The sequence below is a fragment of the Pseudomonas sp. 4CAES_32.4 genome (genome assembly GCF_058136335.1).
Window position 1 is genome coordinate 4,564,844 of record NZ_CM176882.1, and the last position, 23,223, is coordinate 4,588,066.

General features: G+C 58.7%; 25 protein-coding genes and 1 pseudogene. 1 reads left to right on the forward strand and 25 read right to left on the reverse strand.

All coding sequences use genetic code 11. The annotated features are described in order from the left end of the window. Positions 1–12 precede the first annotated feature (12 nt). The 22 genes from araG to AC3Y64_RS20535 form a co-directional block, all read right to left on the reverse strand. Entirely contained in the window at positions 13–1,560 is a 1,548-nt protein-coding gene (gene araG / locus AC3Y64_RS20430; RefSeq protein WP_489985059.1) for an L-arabinose ABC transporter ATP-binding protein AraG, read from the reverse strand. A 53-nt stretch (positions 1,561–1,613) separates the two neighbouring features. After that, on the reverse strand, positions 1,614–2,618 hold the full coding sequence (locus tag AC3Y64_RS20435) for a substrate-binding domain-containing protein (protein ID WP_489985060.1): 1,005 nt from the start codon (positions 2,616–2,618) through the stop codon (positions 1,614–1,616). 135 nt (positions 2,619–2,753) lie between these two features. Then, positions 2,754–3,572, reverse strand: a complete 819-nt coding sequence (locus AC3Y64_RS20440; RefSeq protein WP_158960024.1) for an SDR family oxidoreductase — start codon at positions 3,570–3,572, stop codon at positions 2,754–2,756. Positions 3,573–3,843: 271 nt separating this feature from the next. After that, the gene (locus AC3Y64_RS20445) at positions 3,844–4,719 is read right to left on the reverse strand and encodes an SMP-30/gluconolactonase/LRE family protein (RefSeq protein ID WP_489985061.1); all 876 of its coding nucleotides are present in this window, start codon (positions 4,717–4,719) and stop codon (positions 3,844–3,846) included. 135 nt (positions 4,720–4,854) lie between these two features. Continuing rightward, positions 4,855–5,571, reverse strand: a complete 717-nt coding sequence (locus tag AC3Y64_RS20450) for a FadR/GntR family transcriptional regulator (protein ID WP_489985062.1) — start codon at positions 5,569–5,571, stop codon at positions 4,855–4,857. Between the two features lie 136 nt (positions 5,572–5,707). Further along, positions 5,708–6,268 (reverse strand): DUF1285 domain-containing protein, encoded by a 561-nt coding sequence (locus AC3Y64_RS20455; protein WP_489985063.1) that lies wholly within the window; start codon positions 6,266–6,268, stop codon positions 5,708–5,710. A 15-nt stretch (positions 6,269–6,283) separates the two neighbouring features. Continuing rightward, positions 6,284–6,889 carry a DUF4823 domain-containing protein gene (locus tag AC3Y64_RS20460; protein ID WP_489985064.1) on the reverse strand — a complete coding sequence of 202 codons (606 nt, stop codon included), beginning with the start codon at positions 6,887–6,889 and terminating at the stop codon, positions 6,284–6,286. A gap of 170 nt (positions 6,890–7,059) precedes the next feature. Next, positions 7,060–8,028, reverse strand: coding sequence for a GTP 3',8-cyclase MoaA (locus AC3Y64_RS20465; protein WP_150694125.1), 969 nt, complete (start codon positions 8,026–8,028; stop codon positions 7,060–7,062). A 137-nt stretch (positions 8,029–8,165) separates the two neighbouring features. After that, a complete protein-coding gene (locus AC3Y64_RS20470; RefSeq protein ID WP_007908276.1) occupies positions 8,166–8,804 on the reverse strand; it encodes a TetR/AcrR family transcriptional regulator in 639 nt (212 codons plus the stop codon). A 351-nt stretch (positions 8,805–9,155) separates the two neighbouring features. After that, positions 9,156–9,947 (reverse strand): TatD family hydrolase, encoded by a 792-nt coding sequence (locus AC3Y64_RS20475; RefSeq protein ID WP_489985065.1) that lies wholly within the window; start codon positions 9,945–9,947, stop codon positions 9,156–9,158. Between the two features lie 14 nt (positions 9,948–9,961). Continuing rightward, entirely contained in the window at positions 9,962–10,318 is a 357-nt protein-coding gene (locus AC3Y64_RS20480; protein WP_122592161.1) for a PilZ domain-containing protein, read from the reverse strand. A 42-nt stretch (positions 10,319–10,360) separates the two neighbouring features. After that, positions 10,361–11,344 carry a DNA polymerase III subunit delta' gene (locus AC3Y64_RS20485; RefSeq protein ID WP_489985066.1) on the reverse strand — a complete coding sequence of 328 codons (984 nt, stop codon included), beginning with the start codon at positions 11,342–11,344 and terminating at the stop codon, positions 10,361–10,363. Next, positions 11,337–11,969 (reverse strand): dTMP kinase, encoded by a 633-nt coding sequence (gene tmk, locus AC3Y64_RS20490; RefSeq protein WP_158953704.1) that lies wholly within the window; start codon positions 11,967–11,969, stop codon positions 11,337–11,339. The genes AC3Y64_RS20485 and tmk overlap by 8 nt, the downstream gene beginning before the upstream one ends. A 19-nt stretch (positions 11,970–11,988) precedes the next feature. Next, positions 11,989–13,164: an endolytic transglycosylase MltG gene (gene mltG / locus AC3Y64_RS20495; protein ID WP_489985067.1), complete on the reverse strand. Its 1,176-nt coding sequence runs from the start codon at positions 13,162–13,164 to the stop codon at positions 11,989–11,991. Between the two features lie 3 nt (positions 13,165–13,167). Continuing rightward, positions 13,168–13,983 carry an aminodeoxychorismate lyase gene (gene pabC, locus AC3Y64_RS20500; RefSeq protein ID WP_489985068.1) on the reverse strand — a complete coding sequence of 272 codons (816 nt, stop codon included), beginning with the start codon at positions 13,981–13,983 and terminating at the stop codon, positions 13,168–13,170. Beyond that, on the reverse strand, positions 13,983–15,227 hold the full coding sequence (gene fabF / locus AC3Y64_RS20505) for a beta-ketoacyl-ACP synthase II (protein ID WP_065257229.1): 1,245 nt from the start codon (positions 15,225–15,227) through the stop codon (positions 13,983–13,985). Before fabF ends, pabC begins: the two co-directional genes overlap by 1 nt. 111 nt (positions 15,228–15,338) lie before the next feature. Next, entirely contained in the window at positions 15,339–15,575 is a 237-nt protein-coding gene (gene acpP / locus AC3Y64_RS20510) for an acyl carrier protein (protein WP_003175607.1), read from the reverse strand. A gap of 196 nt (positions 15,576–15,771) precedes the next feature. Continuing rightward, entirely contained in the window at positions 15,772–16,515 is a 744-nt protein-coding gene (gene fabG, locus AC3Y64_RS20515) for a 3-oxoacyl-ACP reductase FabG (protein ID WP_489985069.1), read from the reverse strand. 16 nt (positions 16,516–16,531) lie between these two features. Then, positions 16,532–17,470 (reverse strand): ACP S-malonyltransferase, encoded by a 939-nt coding sequence (gene fabD, locus AC3Y64_RS20520; protein ID WP_489985070.1) that lies wholly within the window; start codon positions 17,468–17,470, stop codon positions 16,532–16,534. A 124-nt stretch (positions 17,471–17,594) separates the two neighbouring features. After that, the gene (plsX, locus tag AC3Y64_RS20525; RefSeq protein ID WP_489985071.1) at positions 17,595–18,605 is read right to left on the reverse strand and encodes a phosphate acyltransferase PlsX; all 1,011 of its coding nucleotides are present in this window, start codon (positions 18,603–18,605) and stop codon (positions 17,595–17,597) included. A 4-nt stretch (positions 18,606–18,609) separates the two neighbouring features. Next, entirely contained in the window at positions 18,610–18,792 is a 183-nt protein-coding gene (rpmF, locus tag AC3Y64_RS20530; protein WP_003179396.1) for a 50S ribosomal protein L32, read from the reverse strand. A gap of 13 nt (positions 18,793–18,805) precedes the next feature. Next, positions 18,806–19,333, reverse strand: a complete 528-nt coding sequence (locus AC3Y64_RS20535; protein ID WP_038364482.1) for a YceD family protein — start codon at positions 19,331–19,333, stop codon at positions 18,806–18,808. A gap of 105 nt (positions 19,334–19,438) precedes the next feature. Here AC3Y64_RS20535 and AC3Y64_RS20540 point away from each other — a divergent pair, with 105 nt between their 5' ends. Further along, the gene (locus AC3Y64_RS20540) at positions 19,439–20,017 is read left to right on the forward strand and encodes a Maf family protein (protein WP_489985072.1); all 579 of its coding nucleotides are present in this window, start codon (positions 19,439–19,441) and stop codon (positions 20,015–20,017) included. 85 nt (positions 20,018–20,102) lie between these two features. Here AC3Y64_RS20540 and sppA read toward each other — a convergent pair whose 3' ends face one another. The 3 genes and pseudogenes from sppA to rluC form a co-directional block, all read right to left on the reverse strand. Next, entirely contained in the window at positions 20,103–21,092 is a 990-nt protein-coding gene (gene sppA, locus AC3Y64_RS20545) for a signal peptide peptidase SppA (protein WP_489985073.1), read from the reverse strand. Positions 21,093–21,116: 24 nt separating this feature from the next. Then, positions 21,117–21,778, reverse strand: a pseudogene (locus tag AC3Y64_RS20550) (HAD-IA family hydrolase). Beyond that, positions 21,765–22,724 carry a 23S rRNA pseudouridine(955/2504/2580) synthase RluC gene (rluC, locus tag AC3Y64_RS20555; protein ID WP_034155359.1) on the reverse strand — a complete coding sequence of 320 codons (960 nt, stop codon included), beginning with the start codon at positions 22,722–22,724 and terminating at the stop codon, positions 21,765–21,767. Before rluC ends, AC3Y64_RS20550 begins: the two are co-directional and overlap by 14 nt. Positions 22,725–23,223 lie beyond the last annotated feature (499 nt).

Below are 23,223 nucleotides of genomic sequence, written 5' to 3' on the forward strand. Positions count from 1 at the left end.
CATAGTCACCTCTCAGTTCGCCACGCCGTCAGCGCGGTGGCGCGGCAAAGCCAGTTGCAGCAGGTTGGATTCATTGGCCTGGTCGCGGCTGATTTCGCCGCGCAGGGCGCCTTCGCAAAGCACTAGAATGCGGTCGGAAATGCCCATCACTTCCATCAGATCGCTGGACACCACGATCACCGAAATGCCGTCGGCGGCGAGGTTGTGGATGATCTGGTAAATCTCAGCCTTGGCACCGATGTCGATGCCACGCGTCGGCTCATCAAGCAGCAGCACTTTCATCGGCATCGACAGCCAGCGACCGAGAATGGCCTTCTGCTGATTGCCGCCGGAAAGAAATTTGATCTGCTGGCCGGCATGCGGGGTTTTCACTTTCAGCGACTTGATCTGCTTGTCGGCGTTGCCCTTCTCCCAGAGACTGCGAATCAGGCACCCGAGGCCGGAGTTGGCGCCACGCGCACTGATATTGATGTTCTCGGCAACGCTGGCCAGCGGGATGATGCCTTCCTTCTTGCGATCCTCCGGGCAGAGCAAAATCCCGGCAGCAATCGCGTCTCGCGGTGAGCGCAGTTTCAGTTCATGACCACGCAGTTCAAGGCGTCCGGCGGTGTTGCGCTCCAGCCCGCTGAGCAGGCGAAACAGTTCGGTGCGCCCTGCCCCAACCAACCCGAACAGACCAAGGATTTCACCCTTGTGCGCTTCGAAACTGATCGGCTCACGCAGGCCTGGGCCGAGCAAACCGTCGACCTTCAGCGCCACGGCGCCGCGTGGACGATGGCGATAATCGTAGATGTCCTGAATGTCGCGACCGACCATGCAGGTCACCAGTTGATCATGGGTCAACTGGCTCATGTCCTCGAAGGTGCGCACGTAGCGACCATCCTTGAACACCGTCACCGCGTCGCAGATGCGGAACACTTCTTCCATGCGATGAGAGACGTAGAGCACGACTTTGCCCTCGTCACGCAGGCGCCCGATGATCGCCATCAGGCGGTCGATCTCGCGGGCCGAAAGGCTACTGGTCGGCTCGTCGAAGGCAATGACATGGGCGCCGCGCGACAGCGCTTTGGCGATTTCCACCAGTTGCCGCTGGCCGAGGGACAGGCGTCCGACCTTGGTTTGCGGATCGATTTCGTCGGCCAGGCCTTTCAGGCAATTCAGCGCTTGCTGACGCAAGGTGCTGCGATTGATCAAACCGAAACTGGCCGGCAGATGACCGAGAAACAGGTTTTCGGCGACGGTCATTTCCGGCACCAGATGCAGTTCTTGGTGAATCACCGCGACACCGCTGCCAATACTGTCGGCGGTCGACTTGAACGCCATGGTCTGCTCGCCGATCTGCAACTCGCCGCTGCTCGGGATGTAAGCGCCGCCGAGGATTTTCAGCAGGGTCGATTTGCCGGCGCCGTTCTCGCCCATCAAAGCGTGAACCTGGCCCGGATGCGCGACGAAGCTGATCGCGTCCAGCGCTTTCACGCCGGGAAAGGTTTTGCCGATCCCATTGAAACGCAGGCTGCCGCTGGCGCTGTGTTGTGCTTGTGTCTGTACTTGCGCGTGCATAAAGCCACCTCTTCACACCGAAAAACGGCCCGGCTGCCCGGGCCGTCGCTACGTCAGTTCCACAAGCCGATTTTTTCCAGCTCTTGCTTGAAGTTTTCGCGGGTGATCAGGGTGACGTCGTCCATCGCGGTGTACTTCGGCGGTTCTTTGCCAGCGGTAACCCACTCGTACATCATCTCGGCGGTTTTGTAGCCTTCGATGTGCGGGCTCGGCAGCATCGAACCGAAGAAGCCGCTGTTAGGCTTTTTCAGTTCGCCAATGGCGTCGGTGCCGTTGATGCCGATGCCGATCACGTTGGCCGCAGCAAAACCGGCCGCTTCAGTGGCGCGCACGCCGCCGAGCACGGTGTTGTCGTTCATGCCGCCGATGATCAGGTTTTTCGCGGCGCCTGGCAGCTTCACCAGTGCCGAGTTGGTGGCGTCCATGCTGCCCGGCACATCGAGGGTTTTCAGCGCGGCGAAGAGAATGTGGTCTTTCGGCATGCCGGCGTCTTCAAGGGACTTCACCGAGCCGTCGGTGCGTTTCTTGCCGGTGTCGAGTTCGTTGTAGGTGTTGACCACCGCGTAGGTGTCTTTCCAGTCCCAGTTGCGTTTTTTCGCTTCGGCAACCATGGCGTTGCCCTGCTTCTGGCCGACTTCGAACGCCGCCATGCCGAGGTACGGCACGTCTTCCATGAACTTGCCGTTGGCGTCGACGAAACGGTCATCGACGGCAATCACTTTCAGGTCATTGAGTTTGGCTTTGGCCATGATCGCCGGGCCGAGCGAGACATCCGGCGGGCAGATCACGAAGCCCTTGGCGCCGTTGGCGGCGAGGCTGTCGATGGCCGAGAGGGTTTTCTCGCCATCCGGCACGGCGATCTTGATCAGTTCGAAGCCCTTGTCCTTGGCGGCTTTCTCGGCGAAGGCCCACTCGGTCTGGAACCAGGGTTCTTCCGCCTGTTTGACCAGAAAACCGATTTTCACGGTGTCGGCAGCGAGCAGCGAACTGCTCAGGCTGAATGCAGTGACCGCCAGGGCGGTAGTGCACAGGGTACGAATCCCGAAACGACGTTTCATAAGCTGACTCCTTGTTATTTTTTTTGAGCAATGTTTGAAAAGCGTTAAAGCGTGTTCCTGCAAAGCCTGTTGAAAATAGTCATATCGTATGATGATTGGATTTCAAGCGGACTCATCCACACAAAACCCGTTCAATCAGTCGTGGTACATCACCGAGCGCCCACCATCGATGGTGATGCACGATGCATTGATGAACGGCGCTTCGTCGCTGGCCAGAAATACGGCGGTCATTGCCACTTCGAGCGGCTGACCGATACGCTTCGGCGGGTGCAGATCGAAGGCGCGCTGCCGCTCGGCATGCGGGTCGGCGAACCCGTTCCAGTAGTCGACGTTCAGTTGCGTTTCGATGTAGCCCGGGGCGATGGCGTTGACGCGGATGCCTTTCGCCGCGTACTCGATGCCGAGGGCGCGGGTCAGGCCGAGTAAACCGTGCTTGGCCACCGGGTACGGGAAGCAGCCGGGAATGATGTGGCTGGAATGGGTCGAGGCGATGTTGATGATGCTGCCGACGCCCTGCTCGATCATCTGCGGCAGCACCGCTTTGCAGCCGAACCAGGCGCCGTCCAGGTCGATGGCGAAGCAGCGGCGCCAGTCTTCCTCGGTCATTTCCAATGGATCGCGGAACACGTTGACCCCGGCGCAATTGACCAGCACATCGATGCGCCCGTGCAGTTCAACGGCGCGTTTGGCCATGGCGTGCAGATCCTGCTGACGCGAGACATCCGCCTTCAGCGCCTGCACATCAAAGCCTTGTTCGCGCCAGTGCGCGGCAACCTGCTCGACTTTCTCGGCCTGAATATCGCTGATGACCAGTTTTGCTTGCTGCGAAGCGAACGCAGCGACGATGGCTTCGCCGATGCCTTGCGCAGCACCGGTCAGCAGTACGACCTTGTTTTTCAGACGCTCGCCCTTCGGCGGTGCGGGCACCGGCGGCAGGGAAAGAGGTTCAGCCATGGATCTGGACTCCTGTTTCGCAAGCGCAAAAAAACCGGACATCTGACGATGTCCGGTCTGGAAGACGGCTGGAACGAAACAGGCAGGCGCGACCGACAGCTTGGGGCCGTTGCGAGACGCGGACTCCACACGGGAGTGCGATAGACATTCGCTGCATCACTTCACCTGTTTTGTTCTTTTTAAGTGTGAGTGCGTGTTACTGCTGGAGTCGACTATAAACCCGACCGCCAAATAATCTCAATATATAATTTTGCGTCCCATATTATGGGATTTAGTTCGCGAACCGCGTACAGAGTTTTCCTGCGACATCCACGCGCATCGACAGCACTGCGCCATCCAAGGGATGGTCGTGCGGGCTTTTAGCGCTGGTGATGAACAGGGTTTTCAAATCTTCTCCGCCAAATACGCAACTGGTCGGGCGGCTGACGGGGAGATCGATTTTGCGCTCGACCTCGCCATTCGGTGACAGACGCAGCAGGCAACTGCCGTCCCAACGGGCATTCCACACGTAGCCTTCGGCATCCATCGCCGAGCCGTCCGGCCCGCCCTGCTGGTCGGGGCCGTACCAGGTTTCAGCCGCACCGAGGTTGCCGTCGGTGTGAATGAAATAGCGGTGCAGCGTGCTGTCCATGCTGTCGCCGAACAGCAGCGTGGTGCCGTCGTCGCTCCACAGCAGCGTGTTGGGAATGCCCAAACCGCGTAGCAAGGGCGTGACACGCTTGTCTGGATCGACCCGGAACAAACCACCGGAACGGCGGGTGATCGGCAAGTCTTCGCCGTTTTCACCGATATTGTTTTGCATGGTGCCAAGCCACAAACGGCCTTGGCCATCGCAACGCGCTTCATTGGGGCGATTGCCGGGTTGCGGGTCGGCGACGCAGAACAGGCTCAGGCGCGGTTCGAGACCGGGGGAGTCAAGATCAAGCCGATACACGCCGCTGCTGAGCGTGACCAAAGCATCGCCGCTGGCGCAGGGGATGAACGCAGAAACGTGCTCGGGCATCTGCCAGATCTCAACATTCTGGCCGATCAGGCGCAGGGCCTGTTTGCCAGCGATGTCGACCCAGTACAGCGCCTGGGTCGGTGCGTCCCAGAACGGGCCCTCGCCGAGTTGGGCGCGGTGTTGGGTCAGGGCGGTCCACGGCATATCCATTCCTCAATTGTTCTTGTGATTTTCTGTAGGAGTGAGCCTGCTCGCGATGGCGTAGTGTCAGTTGACTTCAATTCGATTGATTTACCGCTATCGCGAGCAGGCTCACTCCTACAGGGGATTTCTTTGTGTTCAGCCGGTTTTTTTGTCGGCCATGACTTTCGGGTAAAAACGTTTGATCGCCAGATCAGCGTTATCGATCAACGTCATGCACGCCCACACGCCTCGCGCGGAATCCCGGGCGGCGATGGCGTCGGCCATATCCTTGTGGATCGGCAAGGTGCGGCGCAATTCATCAGGATCAGCAGCGGAAACTTCGAACGACACCGCCAGCAACGCGCCGAGGGCCGGGACCATTTGTTCGATGAATTGGTTGTGGCTCGCCGCAAGAATGCATTCGTGGAAGAACTGGTCGGCGCGGTTGTAATCGGCATCGCAGTCCACTGCGCGCTCAAGGGCGTTGTAGGCCAATTGCACCGCTTCGATCTGTTCCTGTGTTGCCCGCTCGCAGGCCCAGCGCACGGCCATCGGTTCGATGGTGCGGCGCAGGTCGAGCAGGTCGTCGACGAAGTTTTCCGGCAAGCCGTTGCGCGACAGCCAACCAACGACTTGCGGATCAAACAGATTCCAGCGCCGCACCGGCAGCACGCGGGTGCCGACTTTCGGCCCGACTTCGAGCATGCCTTTGGCGACGAGGGTTTTGATTGCTTCGCGGATTACGGTACGGCTGACCCCGAGCTGTTCGCCCAGATCGGCCTCGACCTTGATGGTCTGCCCAGGCTTGATCTGGCCGGCGGCGATCCAGCTGCCCAGCCAGTCGACCGTGGATGCGTGAAAGCTGCTGGACATGCACACCTCAAAGCGGATCGCGATGGGTGATCAAGCTAATCATCATATGATTGGGTGTCAACGACAAAAAAGATCGCAGCCTTCGGCAGCTCCTACAGGTGTACGCCATGTAGGAGCTGCCGAAGGCTGCGATCTTTTAAGGTTCGAGGCCGATGCGAAAGAACTCGCCGCCACTCCATACGCCCAACCAACGTTGGCCATCGATCTCACGACTGACCGCCAGTTCCACCAGTTGATAGAACACATTGCGGTGAATCAACGCTTCAAGGTTGGTGCGGATATGCACGTAGGGCGCTGGTTCTTGTGTCGTCGGATCAATCTCGACGCGGATCGGATGCTCAGGTCCAGCCTCAGCGGTTTCTTCAACGTTGGTGGTGAAGCGCAGCAACTGCGCCTCCCCTTCGCCTTCCACCTCAACGGCAATCGCCACAAACGGCGCATCGTCGACCTTGATCCCGACCTTCTCGACCGGGGTGATCAGGAAATAGTCATCGCCATCGCGGCGGATGATCGTCGAGAACAGTTTGACCATCGGCTTGCGCCCGATCGGCGTGCCCAGGTAGTACCAGGTGCCGTCGCGGGCGATGCGCATGTCGATGTCGCCGCAGAAGTCCGGGTTCCACAAGTGCACCGGCGGCAAGCCTTTGGTTTTGGGGATCTGTCCCAACAGGTCATTGGCTTTTTGCGGGCCACTCATGGCGTTCTCCTTGAATTATTGGTCACCGACTCCCAACAGGCTGCGCGCGTACTGTGCCAGCGGCGGGCCGATCAGGTCTTCTGGCTTGTTATCGTGGAACGTCAGTAAACCGCCACGACTCTTGATGCGTGCAGTATCAATCAAATACTGGGTGTTGGTCTCGATCAACATGATCTGAATCACGCCGCCGTCGATGCCGAGACGATCCACGGCTTCCTGGTCGAGCCACTCATCAGAGTTGCCGATACGGTCGTCAGCCCTCGCGAAGCGGGTGTACAGCAGATAGTGCGCGCCAGCGTCGCGAGCTTCGCCCATCGCCTGATCGAGGCCTTCCGGCGCACGCGCGCGGCGAACCATCGGGAAGTATTCGACGAAACCTTTGAAGGCCTCTTCGGCCACAACGTTGGGGCGCGGGTAAGAACCGCCCGGCGGTGCGAACGCGCCCTGGGCGATATAGATGAACGAGTCCGGCTGAATACGGAAGTTGTTCACGCGACGGCTGTCGCTGTGGTCCAGCAGACCTGCGTCACTCATCTGGTAGCGAGTTCCTTCGGCCATATCGCTGACAGTCATACAGCCGCCAAGCGCCAAAACGGCCAGCAGCAAAACCAGGCTACGCATCCTATTCCTCCAGAGGCCGGTGACGGAAAACCGGCGAATGGCCGTTGAATGCAGCTTTTGCGCCAGCTCTGGTTCTTGGTTGATTGTTAGATCGTATTCGCGAGCAAGCTCGCTCCCACAGGATTGCGAAAACCAATGTGGGAGCTAGCCCTGCTAGCGATGGGGCAGGTTCATCCGCCGATGATTTTCATGACTGTAGCGCCGCCGGAGAAGGCCACTTCCTGCTTGTCCCCCAGCGCCTTGACCAGCAATCGCTGGAGCGCCGGCAACGCCTGATGGCGCGGTTTGTCGAGCAGATCACCGACGTAATGCCGATTGCTCGACGACAGGCAGCCATGCAGCCAACCGGTCGACGACAGGCGCAATCGCGAACACGTCCGGCAGAACGGCACGCTTTCGTTGGCGATCACTCCAAAATTGCCCAGACCGGGAATCGCGTAACGCACGGCGGTGGCGTCAACGGGCGCATCGGTTTGCGCATATTCGTAGCGCTCGCCAATCAGCTCCAGCAGTTGCTGCAGGCTGACGAACTGTTGCAGGAACGCATTGTTGTCCTTGGCCAGATGGCCCATGCGCATCAACTCGATGAAACGCAGTTCGTATCCGCGTTCCAGGCAGTAATCGAGCAACGGCATGACCTGATCGAGGTTCTGCCCGCGCAACGGCACCATGTTGACCTTGATCTTCATGCCCGCAGCTTTCGCTTGATCCATGCCATCGAGCACGGTGGCCAGGTCACCGCCACGGGCAATGCTGCGGAACGCGCCGGCGTCGAGAGTATCGAGGGACACGTTGATGCGACGCAGACCGGCATCGACCAGCAGCGGGAGTTTTTTTGCGAGGAGTTGACCGTTGGTCGTCAGGCTGATGTCTTCCAGGCCCATCTTGCCGACAGCGGTCATGAACGATTCGAGTTTGGGACTGACCAGCGGTTCACCGCCAGTAATGCGTAGCCGCTCGATGCCGGCGGCTTCGATCAGATACGCCACGCCACGCGCCATCGCGTCGGCCGACAGTTCATCCTGCGCAGCCACCAACCGCTTGCCGTTGGGCACGCAGTAGGTACACGCGTAATTGCAGGCTGAGGTCAGGCTGATGCGCAAATTGCGAAAACGCCTGCCTTGACGGTCAACGATCATGATCACTCCGGCGATAGAATTTCGAGCCGCTAAAACTTGACTCACAAATCAAGTTTTAGCAAGCCCTATGCCTGAGTATATTCCTGCGATACTGCGTCATGTAGCGAAATCATGGCGCAATAAGGCAGCTGAATGGCTCAGCTGCTTGGGGTTTCCGGATCGCGCTTGCGCTTGTTGCCCATGCGCACGCCGATGTCCATCAGGAACTGGAAGAAACCTTCCTGATCTTCCAGCACATTGCTCCAGAACGGCGAGTGATACAGCGCCACAGCGCCGTGCACCAGCGCCCAGGATGCGCAGTAGTGGAAGTACGGCGGCACGTCTTCGAGCTTGCCTTCGCTGATGCGGCCCTTGATCAACAAGGTCAGGCGTTCAAAATTCGAGGCACGGATCTTGTGCAACTCCTCGACCATCTCCGGCACCTGATTGCCCTTGACCACCTTCTCTTCGAGGCGGTCAAACAGGCGATAGCGCTGCGGGTCGCGCATACGGAATTCGAAGTAGGCACGGGACAGCGCTTCCTTGTCCTTGTCGACATCCGCCGAATGCAGCAGCTCGTTCAAATCACGCTCGTAATCGAGCATTAGGCGCAGATAAATCTCGGCCTTGGATTTGAAGTGCTTGTAGATCGTGCCTTTGCCGATACCCACGGCATCAGCAATCATCTCGACGGTGACACTGTCTTCACCTTGGTCGAGGAACAGCTTGAGCGCGGTATCGAGAATTTCTTGCTCGCGGCGACGAAACTCACGGACCTTACGAGGTTCTTTGTGCATAAGAAAAGGTCTGAAGGGTCAAAATTCGAAGCCGCGTATTATGCCTAACTTGCGCAAAAATGCACGGATCATCCGACCATATCTGTGTTTCTTGTTCGTTTTGAGAACGTTTTGGGCGCAATGAGAACTCAACTGAAGCAAACGTATTCCAAATTTGTTTAAAAACCCCGACCGGCTCACTGGACTGCACGCCAGACTGATCAATACTTGAACTGTCGGGCGACATCTCCCCCAAGTGTCGCGCCGATAAAGGTACCAACGGACCGCGTGCCTTTGTTTTACTCCTAATGGTCTTAACCCGGATTCACCCCCCAGAACCCGGGTTTTTTTTGCCTGCGATTTGGCAAACGGCTACAGGGCAGATTTAACACTCGCCAGCGGAAACAGACGCTTGAAGTTCTCGGTGGTCTGTTCGGCAAATCGCTCGTAGTTTTCACCGCGCAGCATCGCCAGGAATTCCGCCACTTCGCGCACGTACTGCGGCAGGTTCGGCTTGCCGCGATAAGGAATCGGCGCCAGGTATGGCGAGTCGGTTTCAACCAACAGGCGATCTGCCGGCACTTTGCTCGCGACATCGCGCAGCGCATCGGCATTGCGGAACGTAACGATGCCCGACAGAGAAATGTAATAGCCCATGTCCAGCGCAGCCTTGGCCATGTCCCAGTCTTCGGTGAAGCAATGCAGCACACCGGCCTGGGGTAACGCCGCTTCACGCAACAGTTCAAGGGTATCGGCGCGCGCGCCACGGGTGTGGATGATCACCGGTTTGCCGGTCTGCTGAGCCGCTTGCAGGTGCAGGCGGAAGGATTCCTGCTGTAACTCGGCGGCTTCTGGCTCGTAGTGATAGTCCAGACCGGTTTCACCGATCGCCACTACCTTCGGATGATTGAGTTCGTGCAACAGCCAATCCAGCGCAGGCGCCGCGCCTGGTTGCACATCGAGTGGATGCACACCGACCGAGCAATCGACATCGTCGTAACGCTCAGCCAGGGCTTTGACGTCGGCAGCGTTATCGGCACTCACGCCGATGCACAGAAAGTGCCCTACGCCGCGTTCGCGTGCCGCTTCAAGTGCGGCATCCAGCGAGCCATCATGGGCGGCAAGGTCGAGGCGATCGAGGTGACAATGGGAATCTACGAGCATAAAAAGATGGCTACTTACATCGTATGAGTGGGACGGTCGGATTTCAGCGCTCCGGCCAGATGGGTTTCGATGCGACTGCGCGCGGTGTTGTCGCCGTCGTTGAACTGCACGCCGACACCGGCGGCGCGGTTGCCTTGCGCACCTTTGGGGGTGATCCAGGTGACTTTGCCGGCGACCGGGATCTTCTCTGCCTCGTCCATCAGATGCAGCAGCATGAACACCTCGTCACCCAACTTGTAGCTCTTGTTGGTCGGGATGAACAGGCCACCGTTCTTGATGAAAGGCATGTAAGCCGCATACAGCACCGACTTGTCCTTGATGGTCAGGGACAGGATGCCGTTGCGCGGCCCGGGGCTCAGGGGTTCATTCATGTTGACCTCCACTGCTGATCTTCAGAGTCTAGGTACACATTGTTATCTTTGGCCAGGCAAACCCGCCCATTGCACCAACAACGCTTCCAGCAGCAACGCCGGATTAAGGTTGGCTTTGCTCATGACCTTCTGCCGCTGGGCGAGAATCCAGTCCTGAATCTCGAGAACTTTGCCCTGCGCACTTTTCTGCGCCAGATACTGCACAACCTTGCGCATATCGCTCAGACCGAGGCCAGCCTCATCCTGAGTCAGTTGATAGCGCAGAATCAGGCTCGACCAGTCACAGAACCAGTCGAACAGTCGCAGCATCGGAATACTTTTCCATTCCTCAGCCAGTTGCGTCGGCGATTGCTGCTGCTTGAGCAACTTCTTCACCCCTTCCACCACTTGCGCGCGCTGTTCACGCACGCCTTGGGATTGAAGACTGACCGCCATCAACGGCGAACCGGCGGCCAGTGTTAGCAATTCGACCCGTTCTTCTTCAGAGCAGTCCGGCAGCGCCTGAGCCAGCCATTGCAGGCTCATCGCCTCGCCCGGCAAAGGACAGGCTTGTTGCACGCAGCGACTCTTGATCGTCGGCAGCAAACGGCTGGTCTGGTGGCTGACCAACAGCAGCATGGTATCGCCGGACGGCTCTTCCAGGCTTTTCAACAAGGCGTTGGCCGCGTTGATGTTCATCGACTCGACCGGCTCGATCAGCACCACTTTGCGCCCGCCCAGTTGCGCGGTCTGCACCACGAAACTGACCAGATCACGCACTTGGTCGACCTTGATCGCCTTGTCGGCTTCTTCCGGTTCGAGGATGTAGTTATCCGGGTGACTGCCGGCCTTGAGCAGCAGGCAGGATTTGCACTCGCCGCATGCTTCTGGCGTCGGACGCTGGCACAACAGGCTGGCCATCAGGCGCTCGGCCAGCGCGCGCTTGCCGATCCCGGCGGGGCCATGCAGCAGATAGGCGTGTGCGTGCTGCTTACGCCCGGCCAGTTGCTGCCAGAGGCTGTCTTGCCACGGATAGGCCTCAGCCACGGGCCAGCTCCAGCAAGTTCGGGATCAGGGTATCCAGCGATTGCTGAACCTTGGCCAAGGGCTGACCGGCGTCGATGCGCACATAGCGCGCTGGATCGGCTTCAGCGCGCTTGAGAAACGCATTGCGTACTGCCTCGAAAAAAGCCCGGCCTTCCAGCTCGAAACGATCCAGACGACCACGGGCACTGGCGCGGGCCAAACCGATTTCCACCGGCAGATCGAAAATCAGCGTCAGGTCCGGCCGCAGATCGCCCTGCACGAAGTTTTCCAGCGTGGCAATGCGCTCCAGCGACAAGCCGCGACCACCACCCTGATAGGCATAAGTCGAATCGGTAAAACGATCACACAGCACCACCGCGCCGCGGGCCAGCGCCGGGCGAATCACTTCGGCCAGGTGCTGAGCGCGCGCGGCGAATACCAGCAACAACTCGGCATCCGGATTCATGACTTCATCGGCCGGGGCCAGCAGCACGTCGCGGATCCGCTCGGCCAGCGGCGTGCCGCCGGGCTCACGGGTCAGCACCACTTCGATACCGGCGGCACGCAGGCGCTCAGCAAGGTATTCGCGGTTGGTACTTTTGCCGGCGCCTTCCGGGCCTTCCAGAGTGATAAACAAGCCAGTCACAGGCAGTCCTTAATCAAAGTCATTGCGCGTTTTGTGGTGCGGCAGTTTCCGGGGCCGGCGCGGGTTCCTGAGCAGGAACCGGCGGCAACGCCTCCGGAGCCGTATTCGGCGACGCTGCGGGTATCGCGTCTTCCGCAGCCGGAGCCGCTTCCGGAGTCACCGCCGGCGCTGGGCTGGACCGGTAATCCGCCCGGCGTTTGAGCTGGTACTCACGCACCGCATTGTTATGTGCATCGAGATCATCGGAGAACACATGGCTGCCGTCGCCACGGGCAACGAAATACAGGCTCGTGCCTTCGACCGGATTCAGCGCCGCATGTATTGCTTCACGCCCGACCATCGCAATCGGTGTCGGCGGCAGGCCGGGAATCACATACGTGTTATACGCCGTCGGCTCTTTCAAGTGCGCGCGGGTCAACTTGCCGGTGTAGCGATCACCCAGGCCATAGATGACCGTCGGATCAGTCTGCAACTGCATGCCCAAGGCCATTCGACGCACGAAGACGCCAGCAATCTGCCCGCGCTCCTGTGGCACGCCCGTTTCTTTCTCGACCAGCGAAGCCATGATCAGCGCTTGATAGGGTTCGGTATAGGGCACGTCGGCAGAACGGCTTTCCCACTCTTTCGCCAACACTTCGTCGAGGCGATCAAAGGCTTTCTTCAGCAGTTCGGCATCGGACATGCCGCGCACAAAGCGGTAGGTATCGGGAAAGAAACGCCCTTCAGGGAACAGACCTTTATGGCCAATCTTCGCCATGACGTCGCTGTCGCTCAGGCCGTTCAAGGTCTGTTCGATTTTCTCGTCTTTGGCCAACGCAGCGCGCACTTGATGGAAATTCCAGCCTTCAACCAAGGTAAGGCTGTACTGAACCACATCGCCACGTTTCCACGAGTCGATCAGACCATTGACGGTCATGCCCGGCTGCATGCGGTATTCGCCGCTGTGGATCGGTGTACCGGCGAGATTGAAGCGCCAATAGACCCGCAGCCAGAACGCGTCCTTGATGACGCCATCGGTTTCGAGTCCAAGAAAAGTACGGGTTGGTGTCGAGCCTTTCGGCACATCCAGCAGTTCTTCCTGCGTGATGTTCAGGGGCTGTTCCAGTGCGGAGTGAATCTTCCAGGCGCTGGCGCCCAGCAACAGCCCTGCCAGAACCAGTCCGGTTTCCAGCAGCAGCAAAAGTTTACGTCTCACTAATCAGGCATCCAGTAGGGCGCGGGCAATGGTTTGCAGTTTACGGGTGAGCGGGCCAACCGACCAGCTCAGTGCAGCGTAGGCGCGTACCGGCCAGACGCCATAAACGCTGTTGCAGATAAAGACTTCGTCGGCCCACTGCAGTTGTTCGAGGCTGATGTCGGCGATTTGCGTAGGGATGGCCAATGACTCGGCCTGAAACAATATTTCGGCGCGCATTACGCCAGCGACGCCGCAGCGCTTCAGATCCGGCGTGATCAACACACCATCACGCACCAGGAAAATATTGCTGAACACCCCTTCGACGACTCGACCGGCCTGATCAAGCATCAAGCCTTCGGCGTGCTCGCTGTCCTGCCATTCGGCGCGGGCGAGCACCTGTTCAAGGCGATTGAGGTGTTTGAGTCCGGCGAGTAACGGCTGTTTGGCCAGGCGCGTGTTGCACGGAAACAGACGAACGCCGTGTTCTGCATGAACAGCAGGATAAACCGCTGGCGGATTACCTTGCAGAAAACGTCGGCCCGGCGCCGCAGGGTCGGGCGCATAACCGCGCAAACCGTCGCCACGGGTGAGGATGAGCTTGAGCACGCCCTCACCCAGCGCTGCCGCGTAGCTCAGCAGCTCGTGGCGAATCAGATCGATATCCGCCGCGATGGCCAGACGCGAGCAGCCCTCAGCCAGTCGCGCCAGATGCCGATCCAGCAGGATCGGCTGACCACTGCGCACAGCGAAGGTCTCGAACAGACCATCGCCGTAAGCCAGGCCGCGATCTTTCAGCGACAAACTGTCAGCCGGTTGACCGTCGACCCAGCAGTCCATCAGCCTGCGAACCGACGGAACGCCAAGGTGCCGTTGGTGCCACCAAAACCGAAGGAGTTGGACAGTACGACATCGATGTCCATGTTGCGCGCGGTGTGCGGCACGAAATCGAGATCACAGCCTTCGTCCGGCTCATCGAGGTTGATGGTCGGCGGCGCTACCTGGCTGTTGATTGCCAGTACGCTGAAGATCGCTTCCACCGCGCCCGCCGCACCCAGCAAGTGACCAGTCATCGACTTGGTCGAGCTGACTGCCAGTTTGTAGGCGTGATCACCGAACACGGACTTGATCGCGTTGGCTTCGGCGAGGTCGCCGGCTGGAGTCGACGTGCCGTGGGCGTTGATATATTGCACTTGATCAATGTTGATCTTGGCATCGCGCAGTGCATTGGTGATGCAGCGTGCGGCACCGGCGCCGTCGGCCGGTGGCGAGGTCATGTGGAACGCATCGCCGCTGGTGCCGAAACCAATCAGTTCGGCATAAATGGTCGCACCGCGTGCCTTGGCATGTTCCAGTTCTTCAAGAACCAGTGCACCGGCACCGTCGGACAGGACGAAACCGTCACGGCCCTTGTCCCATGGACGGCTGGCGCGAGTCGGCTCATCGTTGCGCGTCGACAGCGCACGGGACGCGCCGAAGCCGCCCATGCCCAGGCCGCACGCAGCCATTTCGGCACCGCCGGCAATCATCACGTCGGCTTCGTCGTACATGATGTTGCGCGCCGCCATGCCGATGCAGTGCGTACCGGTGGTGCACGCTGTGGCGATGGCGTAGTTAGGTCCCTGTGCGCCCAGATGGATGGACAGGAAACCGGAAATCATATTGATGATCGAGCCTGGCACGAAGAATGGCGAGATTCGACGCGGGCCCGTCTCATGCAGGGTACGGCTGGTTTCTTCGATGTTGGTCAGACCGCCGATCCCCGAACCCATGGCCACGCCAATGCGTTCACGGTTGGCGTCGGTGACTTCGAGCCCTGCATTGCGCACGGCTTGAAAGCCTGCGGCGAGGCCGTACTGAATGAACAGGTCGAGCTTGCGCGCTTCCTTGACCGACAGGTATTCCTCGACATTGAAGCCCTTTACCGAGCCGCCAAAGCGGGTGGAATAGGCAGAAAGGTCGGTGTGTTCGATCAGACCAATGCCACTGCGGCCAGCCAGAATGCCCTGCCAACTGCTCGGCACATCCGTGCCCAGTGGCGACAACATACCCATACCGGTGACTACGACGCGTCTACGCGACACAGCACTCTCCTTTTTCAAATGACGACGACTTTGCATCAGGCCTAAAGAAAAAACCGCACGCCATGATGGCAGTGCGGTTTTTCCATGACAGCAAACAACGATTACAAACTATTACGCCTGGTGGCTAGTAACGTAGTCGATTGCAGCTTGTACAGTAGTGATCTTTTCAGCTTCTTCGTCAGGGATTTCGGTCTCGAATTCCTCTTCCAGAGCCATCACCAGCTCAACGGTGTCAAGGGAGTCGGCACCCAGGTCTTCTACGAAGGAAGCAGTGTTAACCACTTCTTCTTCTTTAACACCCAGTTGCTCGGCAACGATTTTCTTGACGCGCTCTTCGATGGTGCTCATACCTTGTTTTCACTCCTAATGGACAAATTCAGGCAGCTGGCCAGTGGGTAAGTGTATAGAAAGACTTTTCAGCTTTTCAACTGAAAGCTTCACTCCTCAAACCCTGCGACCCTCTGCCTATAAATAGATTGCAGCTTTATAACGGATTTTAGACAGCTCGTATGACATTTTTTTGAAGCAATCCGTCACATTTTACTTACATGTACATCCCACCGTTCACCGGGATTGTAGCCCCAGTGACGTATGCCGCACCGTCGGATGCAAGAAAAGCGACCACGGACGCGATCTCTTGAGCTTGTCCCAGACGACCCAGCGGAATCTGCGTCTGCAAGGCTTCACGCTGTGCTTCAGGCAGTTCGCGGGTCATATCGGTGTCGATAAACCCTGGGGTTACCGAGTTGACCGTAATCGAACGCGAACCGACTTCACGCGCCATTGCACGGCTGAAACCTTCCAGACCGGCCTTGGCGGCTGCATAGTTTACTTGGCCAGCGTTGCCCATGGCACCCACTACCGAGCCAATACTGATAATTCGACCCCAGCGAGCCTTGGTCATGCCGCGCAGAACGCCCTTGGACAGGCGGAATAGACTGTTCAGGTTGGTATCGATCACCTCGTACCACTCATCGTCTTTCATGCGCATCATCAGGTTATCGCGGGTGATGCCTGCATTATTGACCAAGATCGCCACTGGCGCACCGAACTGCTCCTGAATGCTTGCCAGCACAGCGCTGACCGACTCATCGCTGGTTACGTTCAGCTCAAGGCCAGTGCCCTGAATACCGTTTTCCTTCAGGGTCGCGGCAATGCGCTCGGCGCCCGAGGCGGAGGTCGCGGTGCCAACAACGATGGCGCCCTGACGACCCAGTTCCAGCGCGATGGCCTGACCAATGCCGCGGCTTGCACCGGTGACCAGTGCAACTTTACCTTGCAGACTCATGCAAGTTTCTCCTGATTCAGGCTTGCGCTGCGCGAGCGGCAGCGAAAGCGTCTGGGGTATTGAGGTTGGAAGTCGCCACGCCTTCGGCGCAACGTTTGTTCAGACCAGCCAGCACTTTGCCCGGGCCGCATTCGACCAGATTGGTCGCGCCTTTGGCCGCCAGCGTCTGTACCGACTCGACCCAGCGCACTGGCTTGTACAGTTGTTCGAGCAGATCACGCTTGAGAGTTTCCAGATCGGCCGGCACTTGCGCGCTGACGTTCTGTACCACCGGGATCTGCGGCGCCTGCCAGTCGATGGCGGCGATGGATTCGGCAAAGCGCTCGGCAGCCGGGCGCATCAGCTCGCAGTGCGACGGCACGCTCACCGGCAGCGGCATGGCACGCTTGGCACCACGCGCCTTGCAGCCTTCAATGGCGCGCTCGACAGCAGCCTTGGCGCCGGCGATCACGACCTGGCCCGGCGAGTTGAAATTCACTGCACTGACCACTTCGCCTTGCGCAGCTTCTGCACAGGCTGCCAGCACATCAGCGTCTTCCAGACCGAGAATGGCGGCCATGCCACCCTGCCCGGCCGGCACCGCTTCCTGCATCAGTTGACCACGGCGCTCAACGAGCTTCACCGCGTCAGCCAGTGTCAGACTGCCAGCGGCAACCAGCGCGCTGTATTCGCCCAGGCTGTGACCGGCCACAAAGGCCGGACGCACGCCACCTTCAGCCAGCCACAGACGCCACAGGGCGATCGATGCGGTCAGAATGGCCGGTTGGGTTTTGTCGGTTTGATTGAGCAGCTCTTCCGGACCCTGCTGGGTCAATGCCCACAGGTCATAGCCCAGAGCCTCAGAGGCTTCTTTGAAAGTTTCGAGGATCAACGGATATTCCGCGCCCAGCTCGGCCAGCATGCCGAGGGACTGCGAACCCTGTCCTGGAAAGACGAATGCGAGGGAAGCAGACATGTAACAAGCCCCTAATGATCTTGTCGTCGGAAAATGACGCCCCACTGAGGGACGCAAGAAACTGACAGTTTGGATGGCCCTTTGAACCGGGCGGTCACATTTAAGCATTGTCCGACGAAAACGCCTAAGACAACAGATCCTCCAGACGACCGTGAAGGCGCTCGGGCAAGTTCTCCTGAATCTCGATCAGCGCACGCTGAATCGCGCTCTGAAAGCCCTGGACCCCGGCCGAACCGTGACTTTTCACGACGATACCCTGCAAACCAAGGAAGCTTGCGCCGTTATGTCGCGCCGGTGCCAGATCCGCCTGCAAGCGCTTCATCAGCGGCAACGCCAACGCGCCCACAGCCCGGGTCGCCAGATTCTTTTTGAACAGCGCTTCGATCCGCGCAGCAATCATCGTCGCCAGGCCCTCACTGGACTTGAGCAGGATGTTGCCGACAAAACCATCGCACACCACGACATCGGCCTCGCCACGATACAACCCGTCGCCTTCGATGAAGCCGATGTAGTTGATCCCGCGAGCAGCCTGCAACAGTGTCGCCGCCAGCTTGACCTGCTGATTGCCCTTGATGTCTTCAGTGCCGATGTTCAGCAGCGCCACGCGCGGACGATTGATCCCCAGCGTCTGCGCCGCCACCGAACCCATCACCGCAAACTGCAGCAAATGCTCGGCACTGCAGTCGACATTGGCGCCCAGATCAAGCAACTGGCAAAAACCGTTCTGCGTCGGAATTGCGGCGACCATTGCCGGGCGATCAATGCCAGGCAAGGTTTTCATCACGAATCGCGACAGCGCCATCAACGCACCGGTATTACCAGCACTGACACAGGCTTGAGCCTTGCCATCACGCACCAATTCGAGGGCGACACGCATCGACGAGTCCGGCTTGCCACGCAAGGCCTGGGTCGGTTTTTCGTCCATGGTGATGACTTCGCTGGCCGCAACAACCGTCAGGCGAGCGCGATCGGCAGCCGATTGGCCGTGGATCAGTTCTTCAAGAAGGGAGGGTTGACCGACAAGGGTCAGGTGCAGCGAGGGCGTAGCAGACAGGCAAGCAAGGCTGGCCTGAACAATGCTGCGGGGACCGAAGTCCCCGCCCATTGCGTCAATCGCGATGACTTGAGCGGACAAGTGATTACTCGTCAGCGCCCTTGTCGATCACTTTACGGCCACGGTATACGCCTTCTGGCGATACGTGGTGACGCAGGTGAACTTCACCAGTGGTTTTTTCTACAGACAGGGTGCTAGCCTCGAGAGCGTCGTGCGAACGGCGCATGTCACGGGCAGAGCGGGATTTTTTGTTCTGCTGAACAGCCATAATTGATTAACTCCTAAACGTTTGGGTCACGCTTTAACTGCGCCAATACACTGAACGGGTTGGACCGCGTTACCTCGTCCTCGCTCGGTTCGGGCTCATCTGCTCCCGCCGGCTGCTGGCATTCTTCCGGATGATGAGCAGGCACAATAGGCAAGGCAAGCAGAAGCTCTTCCTCGACCAGTGACTGCAGATCCAATGGATCTTCGCCCAGTTCCAGCACGTCATAACCTTTCGGTAACGACTGGGTATTCGCACCCTCCTTCACTACAGCGTAACTGCATTCGCTGTGGATCGGCAGGGTGACCAGCTCAAGACAACGCTGGCAAACCATTTTGACTTCGGTGTCGATAAAGCTGTGGATCACCACAGATTTACGTTCATCTCGTTCAAAAACGAATTTCGCCTGCACCGTACCGACATCGTCGGAAAGCGGGTCGCAGAGTCTCTTCAAATCGGCCAGCAGCAGTTCACCTTGAAGGGTGGTGCCACGGTCAGCCAATTTGCGCGGGTCAACGTGAGGTGGAATCGGGTCATTCAACATAGGCGCAGCATTATAGGGATGCACCCACCCATGTCAAAGGAAATTGTGCCCTGTCCGTCACTTGCGTGCCTCCGCTAGAATCCGCACCTGCCTCAGGAGACGCGAATGCTGCCTTTATTACTCGCTTCAAGCTCGACTTATCGTCGGGAATTACTCGCCCGCCTGCACCTGCCGTTCGTCTGCAGCTCACCGGACATCGATGAAAGTCATCGTCCGGGCGAGTCAGCCATCGCACTGGTCAAGCGCCTCGCCGAGCAAAAAGCCCGGGCTCTGGCCGACAGCTACCCCGCCCATCTGATCATCGGCTCGGACCAGGTTGCCGTGCTCGGCGAGCAGATCATCGGCAAGCCGCACACCTTTGAGAAGGCTCGCGAGCAACTGCTGGCCGCCAGCGGCGCCAGCGTGAGCTTTCTGACCGGCCTGGCGCTGCTCAACAGCCAGACCGGCGAGTGCCAAGTCGATTGCGTGCCCTTTACCGTGCACATGCGCCAACTCGATCAGGCGCGCATAGAGCGCTACCTGCGCATCGAGCAGCCGTATGACTGCGCTGGCAGCTTCAAGGCGGAAGGCCTCGGCGTGAGCCTGTTTCAATCCACCGAAGGCCCTGATGCCACCAGCCTGATCGGATTGCCACTGATTCGCCTGATCGACATGCTGCTGATCGAAGGTGTGCAGATCCCATAAAGCAAAAGATCGCAACCTGCGTCAGCCCTACATCGATCTCTGTAGGAACTGCCGCAGGCTGCGATCTTTTGATCTTTACGACGATTTAACGCAACGAAGGCCCATGGAAACCCATCCACATCGCCAACTGCTCAGCCACGCTGGCACCGAGCTTTTTCGAGAAGCGATCAAACGGCGATTCTTGCACAGTGAAGTCCACCAGCTCTTTCTCGCCAATCACGTCACGCGCTACCGAACTGGCATTACCCAGACCATCGATCAAGCCCAGCGGCAACGCCTGCTCGCCCGACCAGACCAACCCGGAGAACAGCTCTGGATGATCCTTGTCTTTCAGACGATCACCGCGACCCTGCTTGACGCTATTGATGAACTGCTTGTGCGTCGTGTCGAGCACGCTCTGCCAGAACGCCGTTTCTTCGGGCTTCTGCGGCTGGAACGGATCGAGAAACGACTTGTGCTCGCCCGAGGTGTAGGTGCGGCGCTCAACACCCAGTTTCTCCATGGTGCCAACAAAGCCGTATCCGGCCGCCGTCACACCAATCGAACCGACCAGACTCGCCTTGTCGGCGTAGATCTGATCCGCCGCACTGGCGATGTAATAGGCACCGGACGCACCGAGATCGGAAATCACCGCGTACAGCTTGGTATCCGGATGCAGGCCACGCAGGCGCTTGATCTCGTCATACACATAACCCGACTGCACCGGACTGCCGCCAGGGCTGTTGATGCGCAGGATGACGCCCTTGACCTTCTTGTCCTCGAACGCAGCACGCAGACTGCCGACGATGTTGTCGGCACTGGCCGGCTCCTTGTCGGCGATCACGCCAGTGACATCGATCAACGCTGTGTAGTTGTCGCTGCGTGTGGCGCTCTTTTCCATGTCCATCAGCGGCGTGAACAGGATCAATGCCACGAACAGATAAACAAAGGTCAAGAGCTTGAAGAAAATCCCCCAACGCCGTGAGCGACGCTGCTCCTGAACACCGGCGAGCAAGGTCTTTTCCAACAGCTTCCAGCTTTTCTGATCACCGTCGTCGGCACTTGCCTTGGCCGGTGCTTTCCATTCGTCGGTCATGCCATCCACCCCAGATAAAACGTATTAAGCCCGCTGCCCCAGCCAGGCATGCAATTCGGAAAAACGGTCGATCGACAGGCGCGGCTCGAACTGCTGCAACGATTCGATCGATTGCGCGCCATAACTGACCGCCACCGAATCCATCCCCGCGTTACGTGCCATCAGCAGATCAAAAGAAGAATCGCCAACCATCAGCGCCTGCTCCGCCCGCACACCACAATGCGCAAGGATCTGCTCAAGCATCAGAGGGTGTGGTTTGCTGGCAGTTTCATCGGCAGCGCGGGTGATATCGAAATACGCTTCCCAGCCATTGGCCTTGAGCACCCGATCCAGTCCGCGACGATTCTTGCCGGTGGCGACAGCGAGGTGATAACCCTGTCACGAAAGGACGCCATCGACTCGACAACGCCTTCGAACAACGGTGAAGGCACGGCTTCTGCGGCGATGTAGTGATCGGCGTAATACTCGCGAAACAAGGTCATTTCGGCGTCGCTGATTTCGGGATAAAGCGTGCGAATCGCCTCGGGCAAGCCCAGACCGATGATGCCTTTGACGGCAAAATCATCGCGCAACTCGAAACCGGAGCGCCCGGACGCCGAATGCATCGCCTCGACGATCCGGTGAATGGAGTCGGCCAGCGTGCCGTCCCAATCGAAAATCAGCAGCTTGTAATCAGATGGGCGCACTCAATCGCTCCACGGTCTTGGCCCACATTTCATCGACCGGCGCCTGCAGGGTAAGCTTGCCGCCATCAGGCAGCGGCACGGTCAGCATGTAAGCGTGCAGGAACAGGCGCTTGCCGCCCAGATCGCGGATTTCCTTGGTGAAATCCTCATCGCCGTACTTGCTGTCGCCAGCAATGCAGTGGCCAGCATGCAAGGTGTGCACGCGAATCTGGTGGGTACGACCAGTCACCGGTTTCGCCTCGACCATGGTGGCAAAGTCGCCGAAGCGGCGAAGCACTTTGAACATGGTCAGGGCTTCTTTGCCCTCGTCATTGACTTCAACCATGCGCTCGCCGGAACGCAGATTGCTCTTGAGCAACGGCGCACTGACTTTCTTGATCGAGGTCGCCCAGTTGCCGCGGACCAGCGCCATGTAGCGCTTGTCGACGCCATCGCCGCGCAATTGCTCGTGCAAGTGACGCAACATGCTGCGTTTCTTGGCGATCATCAGCAGACCTGAGGTGTCACGGTCGAGACGATGCACCAGTTCCAGCTCTTTGGCATCGGGACGCAACTGACGAAAGGCTTCGATCACGCCGAAGTTCAAGCCGCTGCCACCGTGAACCGCAATGCCAGCGGGCTTGTTGATCACGATCAGGGCTTTGTCTTCGAAGACAATCGAGGCCTCCAGGCGCTGCAACAAGCCTTGTGCCAACGGCACCGGCTCGTCACGCTCAGGCACGCGAACCGGCGGCACGCGCACGATATCGCCGGCCTGCAGCTTGTATTCGGGCTTGATCCGACCTTTGTTCACGCGCACTTCGCCTTTACGCAAAATGCGGTAAATCAAGGTCTTGGGCACGCCTTTGAGCCGGGCGAGGAGAAAGTTGTCGATTCGTTGGCCGGCATACTCCGGCGAGACTTCAAGCAATTGAACGCCTGGAGTCGAAGGGGCAGTAGTTGTCATGCCGCAGATGATAACAATTTTTATGGAATTGAAGCACTTAATCATTGCTGCTATAGTCGCGAACGCCGCCAAAAGCGGCCTGGACAGCGGAACCACGGTCAAAAACCGGCCCTGACCAACGCAATTCACCAGGACGCGAGGCCGTCCTACGGGGCTTTCGCTACGTAACGGTGGAGTTTGCAGTTGTAACAAGCGCAGGTGACATGAGGCCTGAATTACACCGCCGAGCAGAGTTTTTACTCGCCTGGCAGGCACACATTCAAGGCCAGTTCACAAAGTGCAGTCAGCTGCAGATGACCCCGAGCGAATGCTTCGGAAACAACGCCTGAATTAGCCATGATGCGTGACTTCCCCTTTCGGAGCTCACGGTAAATGCCAACCCGCTGCGGATTCTGCGCGCGGCAGCACCCGAATTATCAGGGATACGTGTAGGGTGGAGATGCACAACCGCTGGACTGTGTAGCAATAGGCTTTATCAAGACGCTTCATCTCGTCCACA